Here is a 21,271-nt window from a genome sequence, read left to right as displayed (position 1 = left end):
AGCGCGCTGATCGCCCTGGGCCGCCGTTCGGGCGGCCCGACACACTGTTAACACTGGCGGGGGACGCCCCGCCGAACATCTGGGGACATTATGTCGATCAACGCGAAGAACTGGCAGGAACTGAAAAAGCCGCAGGGCCTCGACCGCAAGCCCGGTGCCGATGCCAAGCGCAAGGCGACCTTCGTGGCCGAGCCGCTGGAACGCGGCTTCGGGATGACGCTCGGCAACTCGCTGCGCCGCGTCCTCCTGTCGAGCCTCCAGGGCGCCGCCGTCACCTCGATGAAGATCGAGGGCGTCCTTCATGAATTCTCCTCGCTCGCCGGTGTGCGCGAGGACATCACCGACCTCGTGATCAACATCAAGCAGGTCGCGGTGAAGATGGAAGGCGAAGGCCCCAAGCGTCTGCAGCTGTCGGCCACGGGTCCGGGTGAAGTCACCGCGGGGCAGATCAGCTGCCCGGGCGACATCGAAATCACCAACCCCGACCTCGTCATCTGCCACCTCGACGAAGGCGCCACGCTCAACATGGAGCTGACCGCCGACATCGGGAAGGGCTATGTGCCCGCCGCGATGAACCGTCCGGCCGACGCGCCGATCGGCCTCATCCCGGTCGACAGCCTGTTCAGCCCGATCCGCCAGGTCGCCTACAAGGTGGAAAACACCCGCGTCGGCCAGGAACTGGACTATGACAAGCTGTCGCTGACCATCGAGACCGATGGCACGGTGACGCCCGAGGACGCGCTCGCTTATGCCGCGCGCATCCTGCAGGACCAGCTCCAGCTGTTCGTCCACTTCGACGACAGCATGGTCGCCCCGGCGCCTGCCGCCGGCGGGGCTACGGCGGGTGGTGCTACCGAAGGTGGCCAGGACACCAACCAGCTCAACCGTTACCTTCTCAAGAAGGTCGACGAGCTCGAGCTGTCGGTGCGTTCGGCCAACTGCCTCAAGAACGACAACATCATCTACATCGGCGATCTCGTGCAGAAGACCGAAGCGGAGATGCTGCGCACGCCGAACTTCGGCCGCAAGAGCCTCAATGAGATCAAGGAAGTCCTTGCCTCGATGGGCCTGCGCCTCGGCATGGAAATCCCGGGCTGGCCGCCCGAGAACATCGAGGAAATGGCCAAGAAGCTGGAGCAAGAACTCCTAGGCTAAGCCGCAAGGCTTGGCCGGAAAGGGCGTCCGGGGGACGCCCGACGGAGTTCTTTGCTCGGCTAACGCCAACTTCCGATGTAAAGAGATTGAGGGCCGTCCCGGAAGGGGCGGCCCTTTTTTCGTTGGTCCGGCAGGGCTGCCGACCAACGTTGATCGGTGCGTGTGAAGGAGAATCGAGAATGTCCGCTAACGACCCCATTGCGGACGTCAGGCATCGATGCAATCGAGCGCTAATGAATGAACCGTCGTTCGCACCACTCGATAACTATATTAACCCCATGCTTGGCTTAGTGGCGTGGGGCGTCCAGCAAGGACACGGTAGCTTCCTGACCTTTGAATTCGGCGAACCTGAATTGCGTATCGAGGAACGGTATTCACAGGATAGAGGCCGTTGGAGATACGCTTCTGTCAGTGGCAACTGGCATCTTTGGATTTACTGCTGCCATTGGCGGGTGCTTCAAGACGGCGTTCAACTCGCACACAGCGAAGATTCGAGTGAGCATATAGCGCGCGCAACCAGCCGTCTGAATGGTCAGAAGATTGTCGGCGTTGAAGTCGATCCGAGCCGAGGCCGGTCAACGTTCACATTCGACCTAGGGGGAGCTCTAGAAACTCGGCCATATGAAGATGATGCGACCGATGTGCAGTGGCACATCATGGCAGACAGCCAGATTTTCTCCTTTAGAGCCGACGGGCGATATTGCTTTGGGCCGAGCAACGCCCGTCCCGAAGAAGAGCGCTGGTCAGCATTTTAGGAAGCGTCCGCGTCCCACCCCCTTGGTGTCGTTCCAGACTATGTGAAAGGGAGTATAGTGCGTCACCGATTTAACACTGAAATCGCGCTGCTTGCTGTCGTGCTCTCTGGCTGCTCCGCACCTGAGGAAGACAGACGAACCACTTCGAACGACCCGCTTCTCCAAGCCATCGAAAAAGAAGTGGCTGCCGAACACTCGAACATCGATTTGCAGGGTTACGCACGCTTCTACTGGCGAGAGAGCGGCGACTACGTAAACGGCCGCTATATTGAAGCGACCGGTGTGTACAGTTCGTACTTGGGGCGGGCTGGAGAGGCCTACTGGGTCGAGCCTTCCGAAGTCCCGTATATCGATGATGGCGGATGCATGGTGTTCAACGTGCGCTACCACGTACCTTCAGAAGCGCTGGTGGATGCCTCCTGTAACTTCGAAGCGTAATCAATGACCGCTTTCCACCCCAATGCGGACGCTCCTCAGGCTTTTGGACCCGCACCTTTTCGTGACGCCGGGCGCCGAGCCCGGTCATTCAACAACTTAGCACAAGCCAAACGCGTGTTTATGCTCTATGGCGCGCGCGACCCCGCGACGAGCGCGGGCCGTGCCGGCGCCTGGCCGCGGCACTTGACGACTTTGCCGACCGATGAGCGCCTTGCGCCACGGCCCGGCTTTTTTAGCGAGAATTCATGTCCTTCGATCACTTGCCGCCCGTTCTGCAGTCCGCCTTTGCCGAAAAGGGGTATGAGACGCTCACCCCCGTGCAGGCCGCCGTCAGCGAGGCCGACGCCGCCGGGCGTGATCTCATCGTGTCGGCGCAGACGGGGTCGGGCAAGACGGTGGCGTTCGGGATCGCGCTGGCCGACGAACTCTTGGGCGCGGTGGGGGACATGCCGCTGGTCGATCGGCCGCTGGCGCTGATCATCGCGCCGACGCGCGAACTGGCGTTGCAGGTGAGCCGCGAATTGGAATGGCTCTATGCCAAGGCGGGGCTGCGGATCGCGACCTGCGTCGGCGGGATGGATCCGAGCAAGGAGCGGCGCAATCTCGCGCAGGGGCCCGCCATCGTGGTCGGCACGCCGGGGCGTCTGCGCGATCACCTCGAACGCGGCGCCCTTGACCTGTCGGGGCTGATCGCGGTGGTGCTCGACGAGGCCGACGAGATGCTCGACATGGGCTTTCGCGACGACCTCGAGGAGATCCTCGACGCCTCGCCCGACCAGCGGCGCACGCTGCTCTTCTCGGCCACCATGCCGCAAGGCATCGTGCGGCTGGCCGAGCGCTATCAGTCGGATGCGCTCAGGCTGTCGCTGGCAGGCGACACGCGCGGCCATGGCGATATCGCCTATGAGGCGATCAGCGTGGCGCCGTCCGATGTGGAAAATGCGGTGGTGAACCTGCTTCGCTATCACGAGGCGGAGACGGCGATCTGTTTCTGTGCGACGCGCGACAATGTGCGGCGGCTCCATGCGACGCTGCAAAATCGCGGGTTCGACGTGGTGGCGCTGTCGGGCGAGCATTCACAGTCGGAGCGCAACCAGGCGCTGCAGGCGCTGCGCGACGGGCGGGCCCGGGTGTGCGTGGCGACCGACGTGGCGGCGCGGGGGATTGACCTTCCGAACCTCACGCTCGTCGTCCATGTCGAGGTGCCGCGCGATGCCGAGACGCTGCAGCATCGTTCGGGCCGCACGGGGCGCGCGGGTAAAAAGGGCACCGCCGCGATCATCGTGCCCTACAACCGCCGCCGGCGGATCGAAGGAATGCTGCGCGGGGCGCGGATCGAGGCGCAGTGGATGGACGCGCCGAGCCCCGAGCAGATCCGCGCGATGGACCGCGAGCGCCTGATGGAGAAATTGCTGGCGCCGGTCGAGGCGGAAGAAGCCGACGTCGCGCTGGCGGCCGAGCTCATCGACAAGATGTCGCCGCTCGACATCGCCACCGCGCTCATTGCCGCGCACCGCGCCAAGATGCCGATGCCCGAGGAGCTCATCCCCAACACGCCCGAGGCGCGCGAGCGGGTCAAGGCCGAGATGCAGCGCCCGGGCTTCGAGGATGTGGTGTGGTTCAAGCTGGGGGTCGGGCGGCGCCAGAATGCGGGGCCGCGCTGGATCCTGCCGCTGCTGTGTCGCCGCGGGCATATCACGCGCAACGAGATCGGCGCGATCCGCATCGGCCAGCACGAGACCTTTTTCCAGGTGCCGCGTCATATCGCGCCCAAGTTCGAGGATGCGCTGGCGCGTACGGCGGGCGGCGATGACGAACAGGATGCGATCCCCATCACCTTCTCGCCCGAAGGCCCGCGCGAGCAGGCACGGCAGAACAAGAAGCAAGGTGGGGCCAAGTTTGCGGTCAAGCCAGCGCGTGGTGGCCCTGACGACCGGCCCAGGGGGGTTAAGCCCTATCCCACCAAGGCGATGCGCGACGGCAAGCCCGGTCCCAACTTCGGCGGCAAGGCCAAGAAGCCGCATCGCGGCAAGCGCTGAGCCGCTGGGGGCTGTCCTACAGCTAGCCAAATAGGTTACCCAATGCTTTTCGCAAAGGGTGCTTATGGCAAATTCGAATGATCGGGCTCCGCGCTGGTCGGCGCGGCGGCGCGCGCAGTTCCTCGAGGAATTGGCGGTGTGTGGCAATGTCGGGCAGGCGGCGGCGGCATGCGGCCTGTCGAGCGACGCACTGTACCGACGGCGGCACCGGGAGCCGGACTTTGCGCGCGATTGGGACGGGGCGCTCGCCGCTGCCATGGAGCGTTTGCCGCACCGCCTGATGGAAGCGGCGCAGGCCCAGTTCGATCCCGATGCCGCGGGATTGCGCGACCAGTTTCCCAAGGTCACGACGCGCGAGGCGCTGGAAATCTCGAAGATCCTCGCGGCGCGGATCGCGGGGGCGGCGACCGGCGACGCCGATCGCGCCCCGCCCAATCGGGAAGACGTCGAAGCGGCGCGCAAGGCGGTGGCCGAGCGGCTCGATCGGCTGGCCGAGGAGATGCGCGAGGAGATGCTGGCGCAGGGCTGGAACGAGGCGGACGGCGTCCTGATCCCGCCCGGTTGGGGAAGGATTGGAAAGCCGGGCGAGGCGGGTTAGGCTGGAGCGCGGCTCCATGCTCGGGGTCGCCAGTGGGGGACCAGCCGATGATCGACGACGCAAACCTGTTTGCGGCCTTTTACGCCGACAGTCCGGTGCCGATGATGATCAAGGACCGCGACGGGCGCTTCGTGAAAATGAATGCGGCGGCCGAGGCGATGTTCGCCAGCGTGCGGCCCGAGGGCGACCGCACCCGCTCGGCAGTGGGCGATCATTATGCCGATTATGTCGAGCCCGAGACGGCGAGCGCGATCAGCGCGATCGATGCCGAGGTGTTCGAGACGGGCGCCCCCGCGCTCAGGCGGCAGGAATATAAGGTCGGCGGCGAGGCGCGCTATGCGCTGGCCGCGACCTTTCCCCTGAAAGCGCAAGGGACCGAGCGGGTCGAGCATATCGGCCTCCTGATGCTCGAGATCACCGAAGAGGTGCGTGCCGAAAAGCGCTTCCGCGCCTTGTCCGAACATCACCCGGTGGCGATGCTGATCGCCCGGCTCGATGACAATGAGGTGCTGCTCGCCAACCCCGCCTTCTTCGCGCTGATCGGCATCGAGGGCGAAGTCGATCCGGCCAAGATCAGCACCCAGCGCTGGCTGGCGAGCGAGGTCGAGCATCAGGGCTATCGCAAGGCGGTACTCAGCCATGAGGATCATGACGGCTATGAATGCCGGGTGCGGCACGCCGACGGGGGCTGGTTCTGGGCCTCGGTCAGCTGGCGGCGGATCGATTATGACGGCGCGCCTGCGGTGGTGGTCAGCGTGGTCGAGATCGGCGAGCAGAAGGCGGCCGAAGAAAAATTGCGCGACAGCGAGACGCGATTGAAAGCCTTTCTCGACCATGCGCCGGTGGCGATGTATCTGAAGGACAAGGACGATCGCTATGCGGTGGTCAATCGCTTCATCGCCCAGATCTTCAAGCGCGCCCCCGAGGAAGTGGTGGGCATGCACCCCGACGACCTGCTCGATCCGGCGGCGGCGAAGGAAGCGCATGAGGTCGACGCGATCATCCGCGATACCGGCGAACCGCATGTGCGCGAGGCGCATTTCGATACGCCGAGTGGGCCGCGCTCGACGCTGACCATCCGCTTTCCCGTGCGCGGCGACGGGGGCGAGATCCGCTATATCGGCGGGGTGATCCTCGATACCTCCGAGACGCGCGCCGCCGAGGCGGCGATGCGCGAGAGCGAGACGCGGCTGAACGCCTTCCTGCAAAATGCGCCGATGACCATGTTCATGAAGGACGAAGAGGGGCGCTTCCTCATCATGAACGAGGAAGGCGGGCGGCAATTGTCGATGGATCCCGCCGACATCCTCGGCAAGACGGTGGAAGAGGTCTCGCCCATGCTGGCGGCGGCAGGCGAACCCTATGAGGCCGAGGTGCGCCGAACCGGCAAGCCGGTCACGGTGCAGCAGGAATATCGGCTGCCGCACGGGCGCACGGTGGGGCTCAACACGCGCTTCGCCATTCCCGATGCGCAAGGGCGGATGACCCGCGTCGGCGGGGTGTTCATGGACGTCACCAAGCAGGTGCTGGCCGAAGAGGAGCTGACCCGCAGCCGCGAGGCGCTCCACCAGTCGGAAAAGATGACCGCATTGGGCAGCCTGCTCGCGGGGGTGAGCCATGAGCTCAACAACCCGCTGGCCATCGTCGTCGGCGAGGCGGCGATGCTCGAGGAAGAAGCCGAGGGCACCGAGAATGGCGAGGCGGCGATGCGCATCCGCAAGGCCGCCGAGCGGTGCAGCCGGATCGTCCAGACCTTCCTCGCCATGGCCCGCCAGCGCGAACCCGAGCGCCACGAAGTGGATGCCAACCATCTCATCCGCGGCGCGCTCGACCTCGCGAGCTATGGCCTGCGCGCCGACGGGGTCGAGGTGGCGCTCCAGCTCGACGACGCGCTGCCGCCACTGTGCGCCGATGGCGACCAGGTGACGCAGGTCCTGCTCAACCTGCTGATGAATGCCAGCCAGGCGCTGCAGGGCCGCGAGGGCGAGCGGCGCATGGTGGTGCGTTCGGGCGCGGGACCGGCGGGCTTTGCGCGGATCGAGGTGGAGGACAATGGCCCCGGCGTGCCGCCAGACATTGCGCGGCGCATCTTCGAGCCCTTCTTCACGACCAAGCCCGCGGGCGTCGGCACCGGCATCGGCCTGTCGTTCAGCCACGGCATCGCCGAGGCGCATGGCGGGCGGTTGAGCCTCGTCGATGGCGAGGCGGAGGGCGGCGCCTGTTTCCGCCTCGACCTGCCGATGGAGGCGGCGCGCTTCGAGGCTGTCTCCGTGGGACAGGCCGACGAAGGCGCGGCGGTCGGCGAGGCGGCGCGGCGCGTGCTGGTCGTCGACGACGAGGAGGAGCTGGCGGGCACCTTGAAGCGGATGCTCGAGAAGGAGGGATGCGCGGTCGCTGTAGCGGTCGGCGGGCGCGAGGGGCAGCGGCGGCTCGAGACAGAGAGCTTCGACGCGGTGCTGTCGGACCTGCGCATGCCCGACATGGACGGCCCCGCCCTCTACCGCTGGACGCTCAAGCATCGCCCCGACATGGCGGCGCGCTTCGCCGTGGTGACGGGCGACGTGCTCGGCCCCGCGGCGGCGGCCTTCCTCGCCGAGGTCGACGTGCCGGTGCTCGAAAAGCCCTTCACCCGCGAGGGGCTGCGCGATCTCATCGACCGGATCGGCGGCTGAGCGCTCAGGCGGCCGCCTTGCGGTTGGCGCCCTCGATCATGGTGGTCGAAAGCAGCGTATAGGCTGCGATCCACGCGAGCTTCACCTCGCGGGTGAAGGCCTCGTCGAGGAGCTGCTCCAACGTCCACAGCAGCGAGGCGCCGACGAGGTCGTAATGGCGCGGCGTGACGCCATAGCCGACATGGCGCGCGCCCAGCTCGCGCAGGACGGGAACGAGGCCGCCGATGGTCTCGAGGCTGTGCACCGCAAGGCCGAGCATGCTCATCAGCTTCTTCTGCTGCGCATCCATGTCGGCATGGGCGAACAGCTTGAGGAGCGTCGGGTCCAGGGCGAACAGCTGGGCATAAAAGAGGTGACCGAGACGGTCGGGATTGCCCTCCAACCGGGCAAAAGTGGAACGAACGAGGCGGATCTGCTGCGGGGTCATCTTTCAGGTCTCCTTTGACCCTTGTTCTGGCAAGGCGATGTCGCAGCCGTTTGTCAGCGCGCGAGAGGCTTTGTTTCAATTGTGTCGGGGGCGGACGCGCTTGACTCCACTGGCGAATTGGTGTCTTGGGGCGCGCAAGACCGGTGGACCCTCGGTTCCGCCGGCTTTTTCAATGGGAACGGCCGGTCCCCACCATAAGCATCGGCCAGGCTGCGGGTACCAGAGGGTGCCCATCAAAGTGTTACTTTGATGGGATCCGCTACACGGCCCGCATACGAACGGAGAAAAGATCATGCGCCATCGCGTTGGCCATCGTAAACTCAACCGCACCACCTCGCACCGCATTGCGCTTCTGCGCAACATGGCGGCTGCGCTCATCAAGCACGAGCAGATCAAGACCACCCTTCCCAAGGCGAAGGAACTGCGTCCCTATGTCGAAAAGCTCGTCACGCTGGCCAAGAAGGGCGGCCTGTCGAATCGTCGCCTCGCCCATGGCAAGCTGATGGACGACAAGCAGCTGCAGAAGCTGTTCGACGTGCTCGCCGAGCGCTATGCCGACCGCAACGGCGGCTACACCCGCGTCATCAAGGCCGGCATCCGCCAGTCGGACGCGGCGCAGATGGCGGTCATCGAATTCGTCGACCGCGACGTCGACGCCAAGGGCCAGGACTCGGGTCCGGTCGAAATGGAAGACGAAGCCGAGGCCTAAGCTTCGCACCCCGTCTTACGAGACAATGAAGCGGGCCGCTTCCCAATGGGGAGGCGGCCCGTTTTGGTTGCGCGCGCTAGCGGATAATGCCGTAGCGAAAGGCCTTGGCGACGGCTTCGGCGAGGGTCGTGGCGCCCAGTTTCTGGCGCAGGTTGGCAAGGTGCATGTCGACTGTCGACAAGGACAATTTGCGTTTCTCGGCGATCTGGCTGCGTTGGAGCCCGGCGGCGAGGAGGCGCACCATCTCGGTCTCGCGCGGGGTGAGGTCATAGTCGAACGCGTCCTGCCGGGCATCCATCGCATGACCGAACTTGTCCATCAGCGAATGGGCGGCCACGCGCGCCTCGTTGAAATGGCGATGCGCCTGTTCGCCGCCGCGCTTGTCCGAGCCGGCGAAGACGAAACCGAAATAGCGCGCCGCGCCGTCGGGCCCACGAAAATCGCGGCGCTGGCCGATATAGGCGCGGCCTTCCTCAATCCCCGCATCGGCGCAGCGCAGCTGGACTTGGCGGCTGGCCTCGAGCGGTTCGCCCCATCCGAGCGCAACCTCGCGGCCGACGCGGAAATCGGCGGTCGAACGCTTGGCATCGAGCTGGCTCGCGGCGAGCAGGACATAATCGTCCTGCTCCATATGTTCGCCCGCATATTCTTCCATGAAGCCCGAGGACAGGCGGGTGCCGGCGAAATTGACCGGTTCCACCTCGCCGCCGCGGGTCTCGAACACGCCGAAATTGCAATGTTCGATGCCGAGCGAATGGAGATAGTCGTAAAAGGCCGCGCTGGCGCGCACGAAGCGCTGTTCGGCGTTGAGCGATCGCTCGTCGAGCCGGGCGAGCCGATCGAAGAAGTGGAACAGATGACGCGACGCGTAAGCCACCGAGCTGGCTACCCCCCTGTGAACGCTCTCCCGGGTTCGAAGCTGGCCCGCGCGACAGCGTGGAGTCAACCCCGTTAACCACTGATGTTAGTCGGAGGCGCGTCCGTAAATGGCGCGACTGTCGCGATTCGGGACGGCGCGACCGACCTGCAACTTGTCACAGGTTAAACACGTGCGCGTAAATGATTAGTGAATCGAATCATCGGGAGAATCTTGAGCGGGAGTGAGCGGACATGGCCGACTGGAAGCGCCGGGGCGAAGAAGTGGATCTCAACACGGGGAGCGTGCACAGCCAGTCGACCAAGGCGGTCGCGCTCGAGGGTGGGGGCTATATCCTCTTCTGGACCCAGGGCGGCTGGAGCTCGGACCAGGTGTTCGCCCAATGGTTCGACGATGACCATAATGCGCTGGGCGATCCGCAGCAGCTGACCTTCACGGGCTATCATGGATCGATCGACGTCGATGTCCGCTCCGATGGGAGTTTTGTCCTCAGCTGGAGCGGCGAGGGTGCCGACGGTGCCTCGGATATTTTCGTCCAGCAGTTCGACAGCGCCGGGAACGCCACCGGTGGCGTGACGCTCGCCAACCAGCAGGTCGCGGCCCAACAGGACGGTTCGCATATCGTCGCGCTGGATGCTGGCGGTTTCGCGGTCATGTATTTCGTCAGCCTCGGCGACCAGGCGGCGGCCGGACTGCGTCTCTTCGACGCCAGTGGCAATCCTGTCGGTAACGAACAATTGTTCACGTCCGGGCCGACCGACCGCCTGTATGTCGAGGACCTGCAAGCCGCCGAAAACGGCGGATTCGACGCTGTCATCCTCACGCAGCTGAATGGTGCGGACGATGGTTACAAGGTCAGCGTTTTCCACTTTGATTCCAGTGGCAACAAGACCGGCGAGACCGCGGTGTTGAGCACCGATTCGTGGAACGAGCGCCTCGGCCGCCCCGGCATGATCGAATTGGCCGACGGGACGCATGTCGTCTATTGGGTCGAGGATGCGCCGTCAGGCGGCAAGATGCTGGTCGCCAAACATTATGATGCCAACTGGAACCCGTTGAGCACGCCGATCAGGCTCGATGGGGCCGAGGCGCCGGCGGGCTTCAATGCCGATGCTCAGCTGGTGGCGTTGGACGATGGCAATTTCGTCGTCGCCTACGAGACGGCCAGCCGCGATATCGCCGTGCGCGAAGTCGACATGACCAATGGCGCCTTCGGATTGGGCGACGTGCTGGTCACCGGCTCCGACCAGGTCATCGATACCGAAGTGGACATCATCCTGACGGCGGGCGGCGACCTCGTCACCATCTACTCGAGCAACAGTGAAATTCACGCGCAGGTGCTTACCCCCGATGTGCTCAACCCCATCACCGGGACCGAGAACAATGATTTCGGCCTGATCGGGACCGAGGAGGGCGACGATATCCAGGGGTTCGGCGGGGACGATTTCATCCGCGCGCAGGGCGGCGACGATCTCGTCGACGCGGGCGCGGGCGATGATTATGTGCGCGGCGGCACCGGCGATGACGTGATGGACGGCGGCGAGGGCGTCGATCGCATCGGCTTCTACACCAACCCCACCAGGGTGACGGTAGACCTCGCGCTCGACGGCATCCAGCAGGACACGGGCGCGGGGCTCGACACGCTGTCGGGCTTCGAGAACCTATCGGGTACGCCGCATGCCGATACGCTCTTTGGCAGCGATGGCGACAATGTCATCCTGACCTCGGGCGGAGATGATTTCGTGGACGGGCGCGGGGGCGATGACCTCATCATGCTTGGCAGCGGCAATGTTGTCGCCGAGGGCGGCGCGCATCTCGAGGGCGATACGCTGTCCTTTTTCTATGCGATGAACCCGGGCGGCGGCTGGACGGTCGCGCCGGTCACCTATTCGCTGGCTGACGATCAGGGGGTGCAGGTCGCCTATACCAACGGGTCGGTCGTCGCGACGGGATTCGAGCATCTGTCGGGCTCGATCGGCGATGACCATCTCACCGGCGATGGCCTTGCCAACGAGCTCGCCGGCGACCTCGGCGATGACCACCTGTTTGGCGGCGAGGGCGGCGACATCCTCTATGGCGACGCTCGCATTGCGATGCTCAGCGACACCGGCCTGTCGGGCGAGCGCGGCATCTACTGGAACGACAGTGGCGACACGATCGCGGGCCAAGTCGCGGGCGACGACTGGCTCTACGGCGAGGGCGGCGCGGATACCCTATATGGCGGTGGCGGCAACGACCGGCTGTTCGGCGGCACCGAAAATGACACCATGTACGGCGGGACGGGCGACGATCTCTTCATCGCCTGGGGCGAGCATGGCGAAGGCGCCGATTATATGGACGGCGGCGACGGGATCGACACGGTCGATTATTCGGGCGCCGACCAGTTCATCCAGATCCGCGCCTATGACGGCGCCACGATGGCCGGCGCGGCCGCTGGCGATACGCTGGTCGGGATCGAGAATATCATCGGCACCGATTATGACGATGTCATCTGGGCGGAATTCTGGCCGATCGCCGACAATGAATTCTGGGGCGGGGCCGGCAATGACAGCATGAACGGCTTTGGCGGCAACGACCGCTTCCATGGCGAGGAAGGCTATGACTATGTCGTCCTCGGCGGCGGCGACGACTATTATGACGGCGGCACGGGCAACGATATCGTCGCTTATTACTGGTATGACAGCGGGCAAGGCATTCGCGTCGACCTGCGCCTCGAGGAGCAGGTCGATTTCGGCCAGGGCATCGACACGCTGATCGACGTCGAGGCGGTGCAGGGCACCCAATATGACGATGTCATCCATGGCGATGAGGTCGCCAATTACATCTGGACCGGCGAGGACAAGGGCTTCGGGCTCAACCACGACCAGGTCTTCACCGATGAAGGCGACGACCTCATCGACATCGGCATCGGCAACCATGTCGTCGATGGCGGCGCCGACAATGATACGCTCGGCATCGGCGATGCATTGCTCGCCAGCGGGGTGACGATCGACCTCAGCATCAAGGGCGTCGATCAGGATTGGGGTCATGGCACGCTCAACCAGACCGGCATCGAGAATGTGTCGGGCAGCCTGTACGATGATCATCTCATCGGCGATGGCGAGGCCAACATCCTCTACGGCAATGACGGCGTGGATACGCTCGAAGGCGGAGGCGGGGCCGACACGCTCTATGGCGACAGCCGCTTCTCGCTGGTCGTGACGGACAGCGACCTCGCGCTCGAATGGCAGCGGATCGACGATGGGGTCGCCAACACCGACTATCTGTACGGCGGCAGCGGCGATGACAATCTGTTCGGCGAGGGTGGCGACGACTTCCTCTATGGCGAAGGCGACAATGATGCGCTGTTCGGCGGGGCGGGCAATGATTGGCTAGATGGCGGCGACGGCAACGACTGGCTCGTCGGCGGCAAGGGCAACAACGATATCTACGGCGGCAGCGGCCTCGATACGGCGGCCTATGGCAATGCCGACGGGCCGATCAGCGTCGACATGAGCGCGGCGCGGCAGGTCACCCATGCGAGCGGCACCGATTATATCCATGGCGATGTCGAGGAAATCCGCGGCACGCGCTTTGGCGATGACTATCTCGGCACCGAGGCAGGCGAGACCTTCTGGGGCGGGGTGACCTTTGGCAATAGCGGCGCCAATCAGGACGTCGTCGACATGGGTGGCGGCAACGACCTCGTCCGGCTCGGCGCGGGCGATCATGTTGCCGAGGGCGGCAGCGGCGACGATGCGCTCCAATTCTTCGATAATTTCGGCGGGGGCAATTTCCCCGGCTTCAGCTACAGCCTCGCCGATCAGGGCGCGGTCGCCTCGACCGGGCAGGGCACCATTCTGGCGACGGGCTTTGAAAATCTCGGCGGCGGCGGCGGCGTAGACCATCTGTGGGGCGATGATGGCAACAATGTCATCGCGGGCCATGGCGACGGCGATTGGCTCTACGGCGGCATCGGTAACGACACGCTCCATGGCGACGGCGTGTTCATCGGCGCCGAGGGCGGCGGCTGGACCATCGATGAGGCGTGGGACCCGGGCGATGACCATCTGTTCGGCGAGGATGGCGACGACACGCTTCATGGCGGGGCAGGCGATGACCATCTCGATGGCGGCGCGGACAATGACACGCTCTATGGCGGCGATGGCAATGACTGGCTGATCGGCGGGACCGGCGCGGACCTTCTGCATGGCGGCGAGGGGATCGACACGGCCGATTATTCGGGCGAGACCTCGGGCGTCCTCATTCGCGAATTGTGGGGTCAATTCGGCGGGGCGGCAGCTGGCGATTGGTTCATCGAGGTCGAGAATATCGTCGGCACGTCATTCGACGACATCATCTGGGGCAATACCGGCGACAATGAGATCTGGGGCGGCGCGGGCAACGACCAGCTATATGGCGGTTGGGGCGGCGACGACATCATCCACGGCGAGGAGGGCAACGACTTCATCAGCGCCAGCGAAGGCGATGACGAGTTTCATGGCGGGGCCGGTTTCGATCTCGTCGAATATCGTTGGCTCACCTGGTCGGGCGAGGGGATCACGATCAACCTCGGCCTCGAACAGCAGGCCGCCAATGGCCAGCATGGCACCGACCTGCTCACCGGCATCGAGGGGGTGTGGGCGACCGAATTCGAAGATGTGCTTATCGGCACCGAGGCCAATGAATTGCTCGCCGGGGGCGAGGCCAATCATTCCGGTGCCTCGCTCGGGCGCAACAGCGACACGATCGATGCGGGCGGGGGGAACGACCTCGTCTGGCTCGGCGAGGGCGATCACGAGGCGCATGGCGGCAGCGGCGACGACTTCCTCCTGCTCGCCGATGCGACGCAGAATTCGAATGGCGGGCTGGGCTTCACCTTCAGTCTCGAGGGCCAGGGCGCGGTGCAGGTCACCGGGCGCGGCGACATCCTCGCGACGGGCTTCGAGAATCTTGCGGGCAGCGCCGAGGCCGATGTGCTGACCGGGACCGGGGAGCAGAATATCCTGCTCGGCGGGGCCGGTGGCGACACCATCGACGGCGGCGGCGACAATGACGTCATCCATGGCGACAGCAGCGTATGGATGGACGATACGGGCTTCCTCATCACGCTCGGCGAGGCCGTGGAGGGCGTCGATTATGCCGACACCATCTATGGCGGCGATGGCAATGACACCATCTACGGCGAACTCGGCGACGATATCATCCATACGGGCGATGGGGTCGATTACGCTTATGGCGGCGTGGGCGACGACACCTTCCATGCCGGCACCGGCGAGGACCGCCTCTATGGCGAGGACGGCAACGACATCTTCTACGGCAATGCCGCACAGGAGGCCGTGCGCGCTTATGGCGGCGATGGCGAGGATACGTTCAACGGCACCGACGGCACCGACCTGTTCTTCGGCCAGAACGACAATGACCTGCTGATCGGGGCGGGCGGTAACGACTATCTCGCGGGCCAGTCGGGCGACGATGAAGTCTGGGGCGGCGCGGGCAACGACCTCGTGCGCGGCGATCAGGGCAACGACCTGCTCGACGGCGGCAGCGAGGGCGATGGCTCGGGCGGCTTCGACGTCCTCGCCTATCATTTCGACTGGGCCGATTATGTCATCGACCTCGAAGCAGGCACCGCGACCTCGAGTCGCGGCGAAACCGACCTCATCTCCAATTTCGAGGATGTCTGGGGCTCCAACGGCAATGACATGATCCTGGGCGACTCCGGCTCGAACTGGTTCATCGGCTTCGGCGGCGATGACGAGATCCACGGGCGGGGCGGCGACGATCTGTTCGAGGTCGGGACCGAACGGCGCGACTTCGGCGGCGATGGCACGCTCGACAACGGCAACCTCACCATCATCGGCGGTGCCGACAATGACACCATCAGCTTCCGCCAGTTCAACGGCGTGACCTTCAGCCTCGCGATCCTCGGCGCGCAGCTCGTCGGCTCGGGCAGCGTCACCGCGAGCGAGGTGGAGAACCTGTCGGGCTCGATCGGCAATGACGTCCTCTACGGCGACATCTTCGCCAACGTCCTCGCGGGCGATGGCGGCGACGATTATATCGAGGGCGGCGCCGGTGACGACACCATCCATGGCGATGGCGCCATCTATTTCGACCGCGAGTTCAACGTGCGCACCGGCGAGATCACCGTCTATGACGATGCCGCCGACATGGTCAGCGACAATGAAGCTTATGCGCCCGCCGGCGCGAGCGTGGCGGGCAATGACGAACTATATGGCGGGGATGGCAATGACACCATCTTCGGCGGCGCGGGCGTGGACCAGCTGTTCGGCGACGGCGATGTCGACACGCTCCACGGCGGCGACGACGGCGATATCCTGCATGGCGGCAGCGAGGGCGATTTCCTCTATGGCGAGGCAGGCGATGACGAGCTGTTCGGCGATGCGGGCGACGATTTTCTCGATGGTGGCAGCGGGGATGACGAACTGACCGGCGGCGAGGGGGCGGACAATTTCTTCATCGGCCCCGACAGCGGCGACGACATCATCCTCGATTTCGAGGCGGGCACCGACGAAATCACCTTCGACGCGAGCCTTGGCATCGGCAACATGGGCGACCTCCTGATCGAGGACGGACCCGATGGCGCGGTGATCAGCTGGGGCACCGATGACAGCCTGACGATCGCGGGCGTCGCGGCGGCCGATGTCGGCGGCAATTATTTTGGCTTCGAAGTCGCGCTGCCCGACCAGGCTCCGCCCGACGCGGGTCCGCCCGCCGAGCCCGGCCCCGGCAATGGAAATGGCGGCGGTGGCGGCGGCGGCGGCAATGGCGGCGGTGGTGGCCGTCCGCTCGCGGCGCAGTTCGAACAGGACGCCGGCTATTACGAAGGCACCAGCGATGCCGACATGATGGCCGGGATCGAGGCGATGAGCGCCGCTCTCGTCAACGGCTAGGGCATCCCTCTCCCCACCGAGGGACAACGCATTGCCCTAGACAAGGGGACGCGGGCTGGGCCATCCAGTCCCACGTCCTTTTCGTTTCGGAGACAGATATGCGCGTTGCCGCTCTCACCCTCGCCCTTCTCGCCACCACCGCCTGCGCCACCGCGCCGGGCACGGAGCCTGCCATGAAGCTCGCCGCCGCCGACCGCGCCCCCGCCTATCCCGAAACGCGCAAGGTCGACGCCGTCGATCAGGTCGGCACGCTGACCATCGCCGACCCCTATCGCTGGCTCGAGAATGACGTGCGCGAGGACCCGCAAGTCGCCGCCTGGGTCGAGGCGCAAAATGCGGTCACCAACCGCTATCTCGACACGCTGCCCGGCCGCCAATGGTTCAAGGCGCGCATGACCGAGCTCTACAATTACGAGCGCATCGGCACGCCCTATCAGAAGGGCGGCAACTATTTCTATCGCAAGAACGATGGGCTCCAGCCGCAGTCGGTGCTCTATGTGCGCGACGGTCTCAATGGCGCCGAGCGCGTGCTCATCGACCCCAATTTGTGGGCCGCCGACGGGGCGACCGCGCTGTCGACCTATCTGCCCAGCGACGACGGCAGCAAGGTCGCCTACATGGTGCAGGACGGCGGCTCCGACTGGATGACGCTGAAGGTCATCGACGTGGCGACCGGTCGCGTCATGAACGATACCGTCGAGTGGGTGAAATTCTCGGGACTCGACTGGGCCAAGGACGGGTCGGGTTTCTATTACAGTCGCTTCCCCGCCGCCGAGGCCGCCGGCAAGTTCACCGGGCTCAACACCGACCAGGCGGTCTATTTCCACCGCCTCGGCACCCCGCAGAGCGCCGATAAACTCGTCTTCGCGCGGCCCGACGATCCCTCGCTCAACAATACCGCGACCCTGAGCGACGACGGACGCTATCTCGTCACTTCCTCCTCGACCGGCACCGACGGCTGGGAGACGGCAATTATCGATCTCGAGGGCGAGCGCACTCCGCTCGTCATCGAACCGGGGGTGGATTATGAGACCGGCTATGTCGGCAACGTCGGTACGCGCTTCTATTTCGCCACCAATCGCGACGCGCTGCGCGGCGGGGTGTTCAGCGTCGACATCGCTGATCCCGCGCTGACCCGCACGTGGATCCTGCGCGAGGATGCAGCGGGTAAGCTCGACAGCGCCAACATCATCGGCGGCAAGCTCGTTGCCAATTACCTCGTCGACGTGAAGAGCGAGGTGCGCATCTACGACCTTTCGGGCAATCTTGAACGCAAGGTCGCGCTGCCGGGGATCGGCGATGTCGGCGGGTTCGGCGGCAGCCCCGACAACAGCGAGACCTTCTACAGCTTCGCCAGCTTCGCCCAGCCGACCACCGTCTATCGCTATGATGTCGCGACCGGGCAGAGCAGCGTCTGGGCGGCACCCGAGGTGCCCTTCGATCCGGCCGACTATGTCACCAGCCAGGTCTTCTATACCTCCAAGGACGGCACGCGCGTGCCGATGTTCATCACCAAGCGCCGTGACGTCGAAGGCCCGGTGCCGACGCTCCTCTACGGCTATGGCGGGTTCAACATCTCGGTCACGCCCAATTTCAAGGCCGAGCGCATCGCCTGGCTCGACGCGGGCGGCGCCTTCGTGGTCGCCAACATTCGTGGCGGCGGCGAATATGGCAAGGCGTGGCACGACGGCGGGCGCGGCTTCAACAAGCAGAACGTGTTCGACGATTTCGCGGCGGCGGGCGAATGGCTGAAAGCCAATGGCGTGACCACCGCAAACGGTCTGGCGATCGAGGGCCGGTCGAACGGCGGCCTGCTCGTCGGCGCGAGCATCAACCAGCGCCCCGACCTCTATGATGCGGGCCACGCGGCGGTGGGCGTGATGGACATGCTGCGCTTCGATCGCTTCACCGCAGGACGCTATTGGGTCGACGATTACAACCATCCGCAGGAAGAGGCGGACGCAGCCTACAACCTGACCTTCTCGCCCTATCACAATGTCGATGCCGACACTGACTATCCGGCGGTCATTATCACCACCGCCGATACCGATGATCGCGTCGTGCCGGGGCACAGTTTCAAGCTGGCGGCGGCGCTGCAGGAGGCCGCGGGCGAGGGCGATGATCCGCTGATCATCCGCATCGAGACCCGCGCCGGCCATGGCGCGGGCAAGCCGACCGACAAGATCATCGAGGAAGCCAGCGACGTCGCCGCCTTCCTCGCCTGGCACACCGGATTGAAGACCCCGCGGGACCGCTCGCTCGATACGATGGGCGATTAGAGCGGCTTTAGGTCGTTAAACGGGGATGAGGGGCGGTGCCGCGAGGCGCCGCCCTTTACTCATTGCCATGGTCCTGCATCAGGGGGCGGAGCGATGCCTCGCCATGCGCCAGATGATCGCGCAATTGATTGCGATGCCCGCCGCACAGATGAGGAAGGACGCCCAAGGCCCGGCGTCGGTGAATAGCAATAGCGCGAGGCTCCAAGGCAGCGCCAAAATCAGCGCGAAGATACCCGACAAGGGGTCGGGCTCGACACCGACCCAGCCCTCGACGCTCGCCGGGATGGCGAACAGGGCAAGCAGGCTCGCCGCCCCGTAGACGATCAGGATGACGAGCAGCAGCCTGCGCAGCGCTAGACGATCGTGCGAGCCGACCACTTGCTTTACCCGCCGACCACGAAGGCATCGACGATGACATAGGTCTCTGGCCCATAGCGGATCACGTTCGTGTCGCCCTTGCGCTCCACGTCGAAATCCCAGCCCGCCGAGCCGTCGGCCTGCGCGCTATCGGCGCCATAAGGGGTCGTGCCACGAAAGAAGATCGCGCGCGTGCGTCCATCGGGTTTCGTCACTTCGACGAGCGTGGTTCCGTCGTCGCCCCAGCGCCGCTTCACGCCGGCATTGCACTCGCGGTTGGGCGCGGCGTTGGCAAAGCCGCAGCGCACCGGCGCTGTCGCATTGTAGCCCGTATCGGGGTCGGCCGGATCCGGCATTTCCTCGACGAAGGGGGCCATCTCGGCTGCGCGCTCGGCGGTAGAGAGGGGAACCGAGACGACGACCGTGCCCTCGACGGTCTCCACGACCTCGCCGCCCAGCCGGTCGGCGGCGGCCTGCGTCGGGCAGCCGACCAGCGTGGCGGCATCATCGAGCCATTCGGCGGTGGCGGGCGCTTCGCCAAGGCGGCGGCACGGATCGCCCGCATTCGGATAGCCGTCGCCGAAGGGGGCGAGCGTCTCGCTGATCCGCGTCGCGGCAGGGCGCGTGGCGGGCGCTTCGCCGCGGCACACGGCGGGATCGGCGTCGAGGATCTCGGCATAGCGCCCTTCGCGGGTGACGACCTGGACGCAGCCGCCATCGCCCGCGTGCCACCAGAAGCTGTGCGACGCGTCGGCAGTCTTGTAGCCGGCATCCTCGGCAAGGGTGAAGCCGCGCGCCATGATCTGCGCCTCGGCCTGTCCGCCGCGCGCGCCGACAAGGTCGGCGATCCGCTCGGCGGAGGCTGGCATCGTGGGGGCACTCTCTTCCAGCGAGGCCTCGGCGGCGGGTTCGTCCTGCTGGCACGCAGCGAGGAGCAATGCGGCGGGGGGGGCGAGGATGGCGAGGACGGCGTGACGCTTCATGGCGGCGATCTCCCTTTGGTGCGCCTCTACGGCGGGCGCGCAATGGTAGCCCAGCGCCCCGAGTCGCCACAAAACGGGCCTCAATTGATGCGATCGGCGGCGATCGAGCCCATCAGCACATCGCCGCCGCGCAACTTCAGCGCGAAGTCACCGGCCAGCCCCGCACCTGCGCTCACGGGCTGGAGCGTGAGATTGCCGCCGGTGACATAATTGCCGACGCGGGGGACGGCGACATTACTGTTTGCAGGCTTGTCGAAGATCATGGTCTCGAGCGCCACACCCTCGCCCGCGAGGTCGTCGAAGGCCGGCATCCGGCCGACAAAGGCGATGCTGATGGTCGCGGCATTGCCATTGCCGACATAGGTCATCTGGCTGCCGTAATAGCGGATCGCACCGCCGCTGATCCAGCCGAGCCCGTCGGCCGCACCCTCGTAACGCGCGCCTGCGGGCACGAGACCTTCATCGAAGCTCAGGCCCCCGGACCAGGTACAGAAAGTGTCGGTCGTGGCGATCGTGCCGAGCGTCGCGCTCTCCACGTCGACGAGCGAGGTACGACGCGGGATGGAGAGCGCGTGATCGGTACCCTCGAACAGGACGTCATAGGGAGGTCCGGCAACCACTTTTCGATCGTTGTTGTGCGGCGCGACAGGCGACCAAGCACCCCAGTCGATGTAGGAAAAATAGTCGTCGATGCCTTGCCAGACGAGAAACATGCCGCCGAAACCTTGGGCGAAATCGACGAAATCGTTCTGGTCGACGCTGGTCCAGGGTTGCGAGATGGTAGGGACACCGGTGGCAGACAGGCCGGTGGCATGCTCGATGCAGGCGGTACGGACTTGGATGGCGTCGCCGATCTCGGCACCCGCGAACATGATGCCGGCGGCATCGCCCGGCGGGAGCGAGGGGGGCGGCGATGGTGCGGGCGTGGGGTCGGGGCCGTCGACCACTGGCGGCGGTGGCGTTGATCCTCCCGATCCGCCTCCACAGGCAGCAAGCGCGAGAGCGGCGGCGAGCGAGACGAGATATGGGTCGGCGCGATGGAGCGGCATCTTTCATTCCCCTTGCGTGTGTCGTGCCTCGATCAGG

14 protein-coding genes are annotated in these 21,271 nt (G+C 65.3%); 9 read left to right on the top strand and 5 right to left on the bottom strand.

The window, feature by feature from the left end:
- The first annotated feature begins 90 nt into the window (after window positions 1-90).
- From NUW51_RS08070 to NUW51_RS08045, 6 genes are all read left to right on the top strand, one after another.
- Complete coding sequence (locus tag NUW51_RS08070) at window positions 91-1,155, top strand: DNA-directed RNA polymerase subunit alpha (RefSeq protein ID WP_265564469.1); 1,065 nt, start codon at window positions 91-93, stop codon at window positions 1,153-1,155.
- Window positions 1,156-1,334: 179 nt separating this feature from the next.
- Window positions 1,335-1,910, top strand: coding sequence for a hypothetical protein (locus NUW51_RS08065; RefSeq protein ID WP_265564467.1), 576 nt, complete (start codon window positions 1,335-1,337; stop codon window positions 1,908-1,910).
- A gap of 57 nt (window positions 1,911-1,967) precedes the next feature.
- A complete protein-coding gene (locus tag NUW51_RS08060; protein WP_265564465.1) occupies window positions 1,968-2,348 on the top strand; it encodes a hypothetical protein in 381 nt (126 codons plus the stop codon).
- Between the two features lie 245 nt (window positions 2,349-2,593).
- Window positions 2,594-4,387, top strand: coding sequence for a DEAD/DEAH box helicase (locus NUW51_RS08055; protein ID WP_265564462.1), 1,794 nt, complete (start codon window positions 2,594-2,596; stop codon window positions 4,385-4,387).
- Between the two features lie 64 nt (window positions 4,388-4,451).
- Window positions 4,452-4,985 carry a hypothetical protein gene (locus NUW51_RS08050; protein WP_265564460.1) on the top strand — a complete coding sequence of 178 codons (534 nt, stop codon included), beginning with the start codon at window positions 4,452-4,454 and terminating at the stop codon, window positions 4,983-4,985.
- A gap of 47 nt (window positions 4,986-5,032) precedes the next feature.
- Complete coding sequence (locus tag NUW51_RS08045) at window positions 5,033-7,657, top strand: PAS domain S-box protein (protein ID WP_265564458.1); 2,625 nt, start codon at window positions 5,033-5,035, stop codon at window positions 7,655-7,657.
- A 4-nt stretch (window positions 7,658-7,661) separates the two neighbouring features.
- Here NUW51_RS08045 and NUW51_RS08040 read toward each other — a convergent pair whose 3' ends face one another.
- Window positions 7,662-8,084 (bottom strand): globin family protein, encoded by a 423-nt coding sequence (locus tag NUW51_RS08040; protein WP_265564456.1) that lies wholly within the window; start codon window positions 8,082-8,084, stop codon window positions 7,662-7,664.
- A 292-nt stretch (window positions 8,085-8,376) separates the two neighbouring features.
- Between NUW51_RS08040 and rplQ the strand changes: the two genes are divergently transcribed.
- Window positions 8,377-8,793 carry a 50S ribosomal protein L17 gene (gene rplQ / locus NUW51_RS08035; protein ID WP_265564453.1) on the top strand — a complete coding sequence of 139 codons (417 nt, stop codon included), beginning with the start codon at window positions 8,377-8,379 and terminating at the stop codon, window positions 8,791-8,793.
- A 76-nt stretch (window positions 8,794-8,869) separates the two neighbouring features.
- Here rplQ and NUW51_RS08030 read toward each other — a convergent pair whose 3' ends face one another.
- Window positions 8,870-9,670: a helix-turn-helix transcriptional regulator gene (locus NUW51_RS08030; protein WP_265564451.1), complete on the bottom strand. Its 801-nt coding sequence runs from the start codon at window positions 9,668-9,670 to the stop codon at window positions 8,870-8,872.
- Between the two features lie 233 nt (window positions 9,671-9,903).
- Here NUW51_RS08030 and NUW51_RS08025 point away from each other — a divergent pair, with 233 nt between their 5' ends.
- Window positions 9,904-16,566 carry a calcium-binding protein gene (locus tag NUW51_RS08025; RefSeq protein ID WP_265564448.1) on the top strand — a complete coding sequence of 2,221 codons (6,663 nt, stop codon included), beginning with the start codon at window positions 9,904-9,906 and terminating at the stop codon, window positions 16,564-16,566.
- Between the two features lie 98 nt (window positions 16,567-16,664).
- A complete protein-coding gene (locus NUW51_RS08020) occupies window positions 16,665-18,845 on the top strand; it encodes a prolyl oligopeptidase family serine peptidase (RefSeq protein WP_265564446.1) in 2,181 nt (726 codons plus the stop codon).
- Window positions 18,846-18,923: 78 nt separating this feature from the next.
- On the opposite strand, the gene NUW51_RS08015 is transcribed toward NUW51_RS08020, so the two are convergent.
- The 3 genes from NUW51_RS08015 to NUW51_RS08005 all read right to left on the bottom strand — a co-directional run bounded on the left by NUW51_RS08015 (window position 18,924) and on the right by NUW51_RS08005 (window position 21,234).
- Window positions 18,924-19,223, bottom strand: a complete 300-nt coding sequence (locus NUW51_RS08015; RefSeq protein WP_265564444.1) for a hypothetical protein — start codon at window positions 19,221-19,223, stop codon at window positions 18,924-18,926.
- Window positions 19,224-19,228: 5 nt separating this feature from the next.
- Window positions 19,229-20,185 carry a hypothetical protein gene (locus NUW51_RS08010; RefSeq protein ID WP_265564442.1) on the bottom strand — a complete coding sequence of 319 codons (957 nt, stop codon included), beginning with the start codon at window positions 20,183-20,185 and terminating at the stop codon, window positions 19,229-19,231.
- Window positions 20,186-20,265: 80 nt separating this feature from the next.
- Window positions 20,266-21,234, bottom strand: coding sequence for a hypothetical protein (locus tag NUW51_RS08005; RefSeq protein ID WP_265564440.1), 969 nt, complete (start codon window positions 21,232-21,234; stop codon window positions 20,266-20,268).
- Between the last annotated feature and the right edge of the window lie 37 nt (window positions 21,235-21,271).

This window comes from Sphingomicrobium arenosum, from assembly GCF_026157085.1.
Taxonomy (GTDB): domain Bacteria; phylum Pseudomonadota; class Alphaproteobacteria; order Sphingomonadales; family Sphingomonadaceae; genus Sphingomicrobium; species Sphingomicrobium arenosum.
Note: the sequence above shows the minus strand (reverse complement) of the source record. Positions and strands in the feature narration are given on the sequence as shown.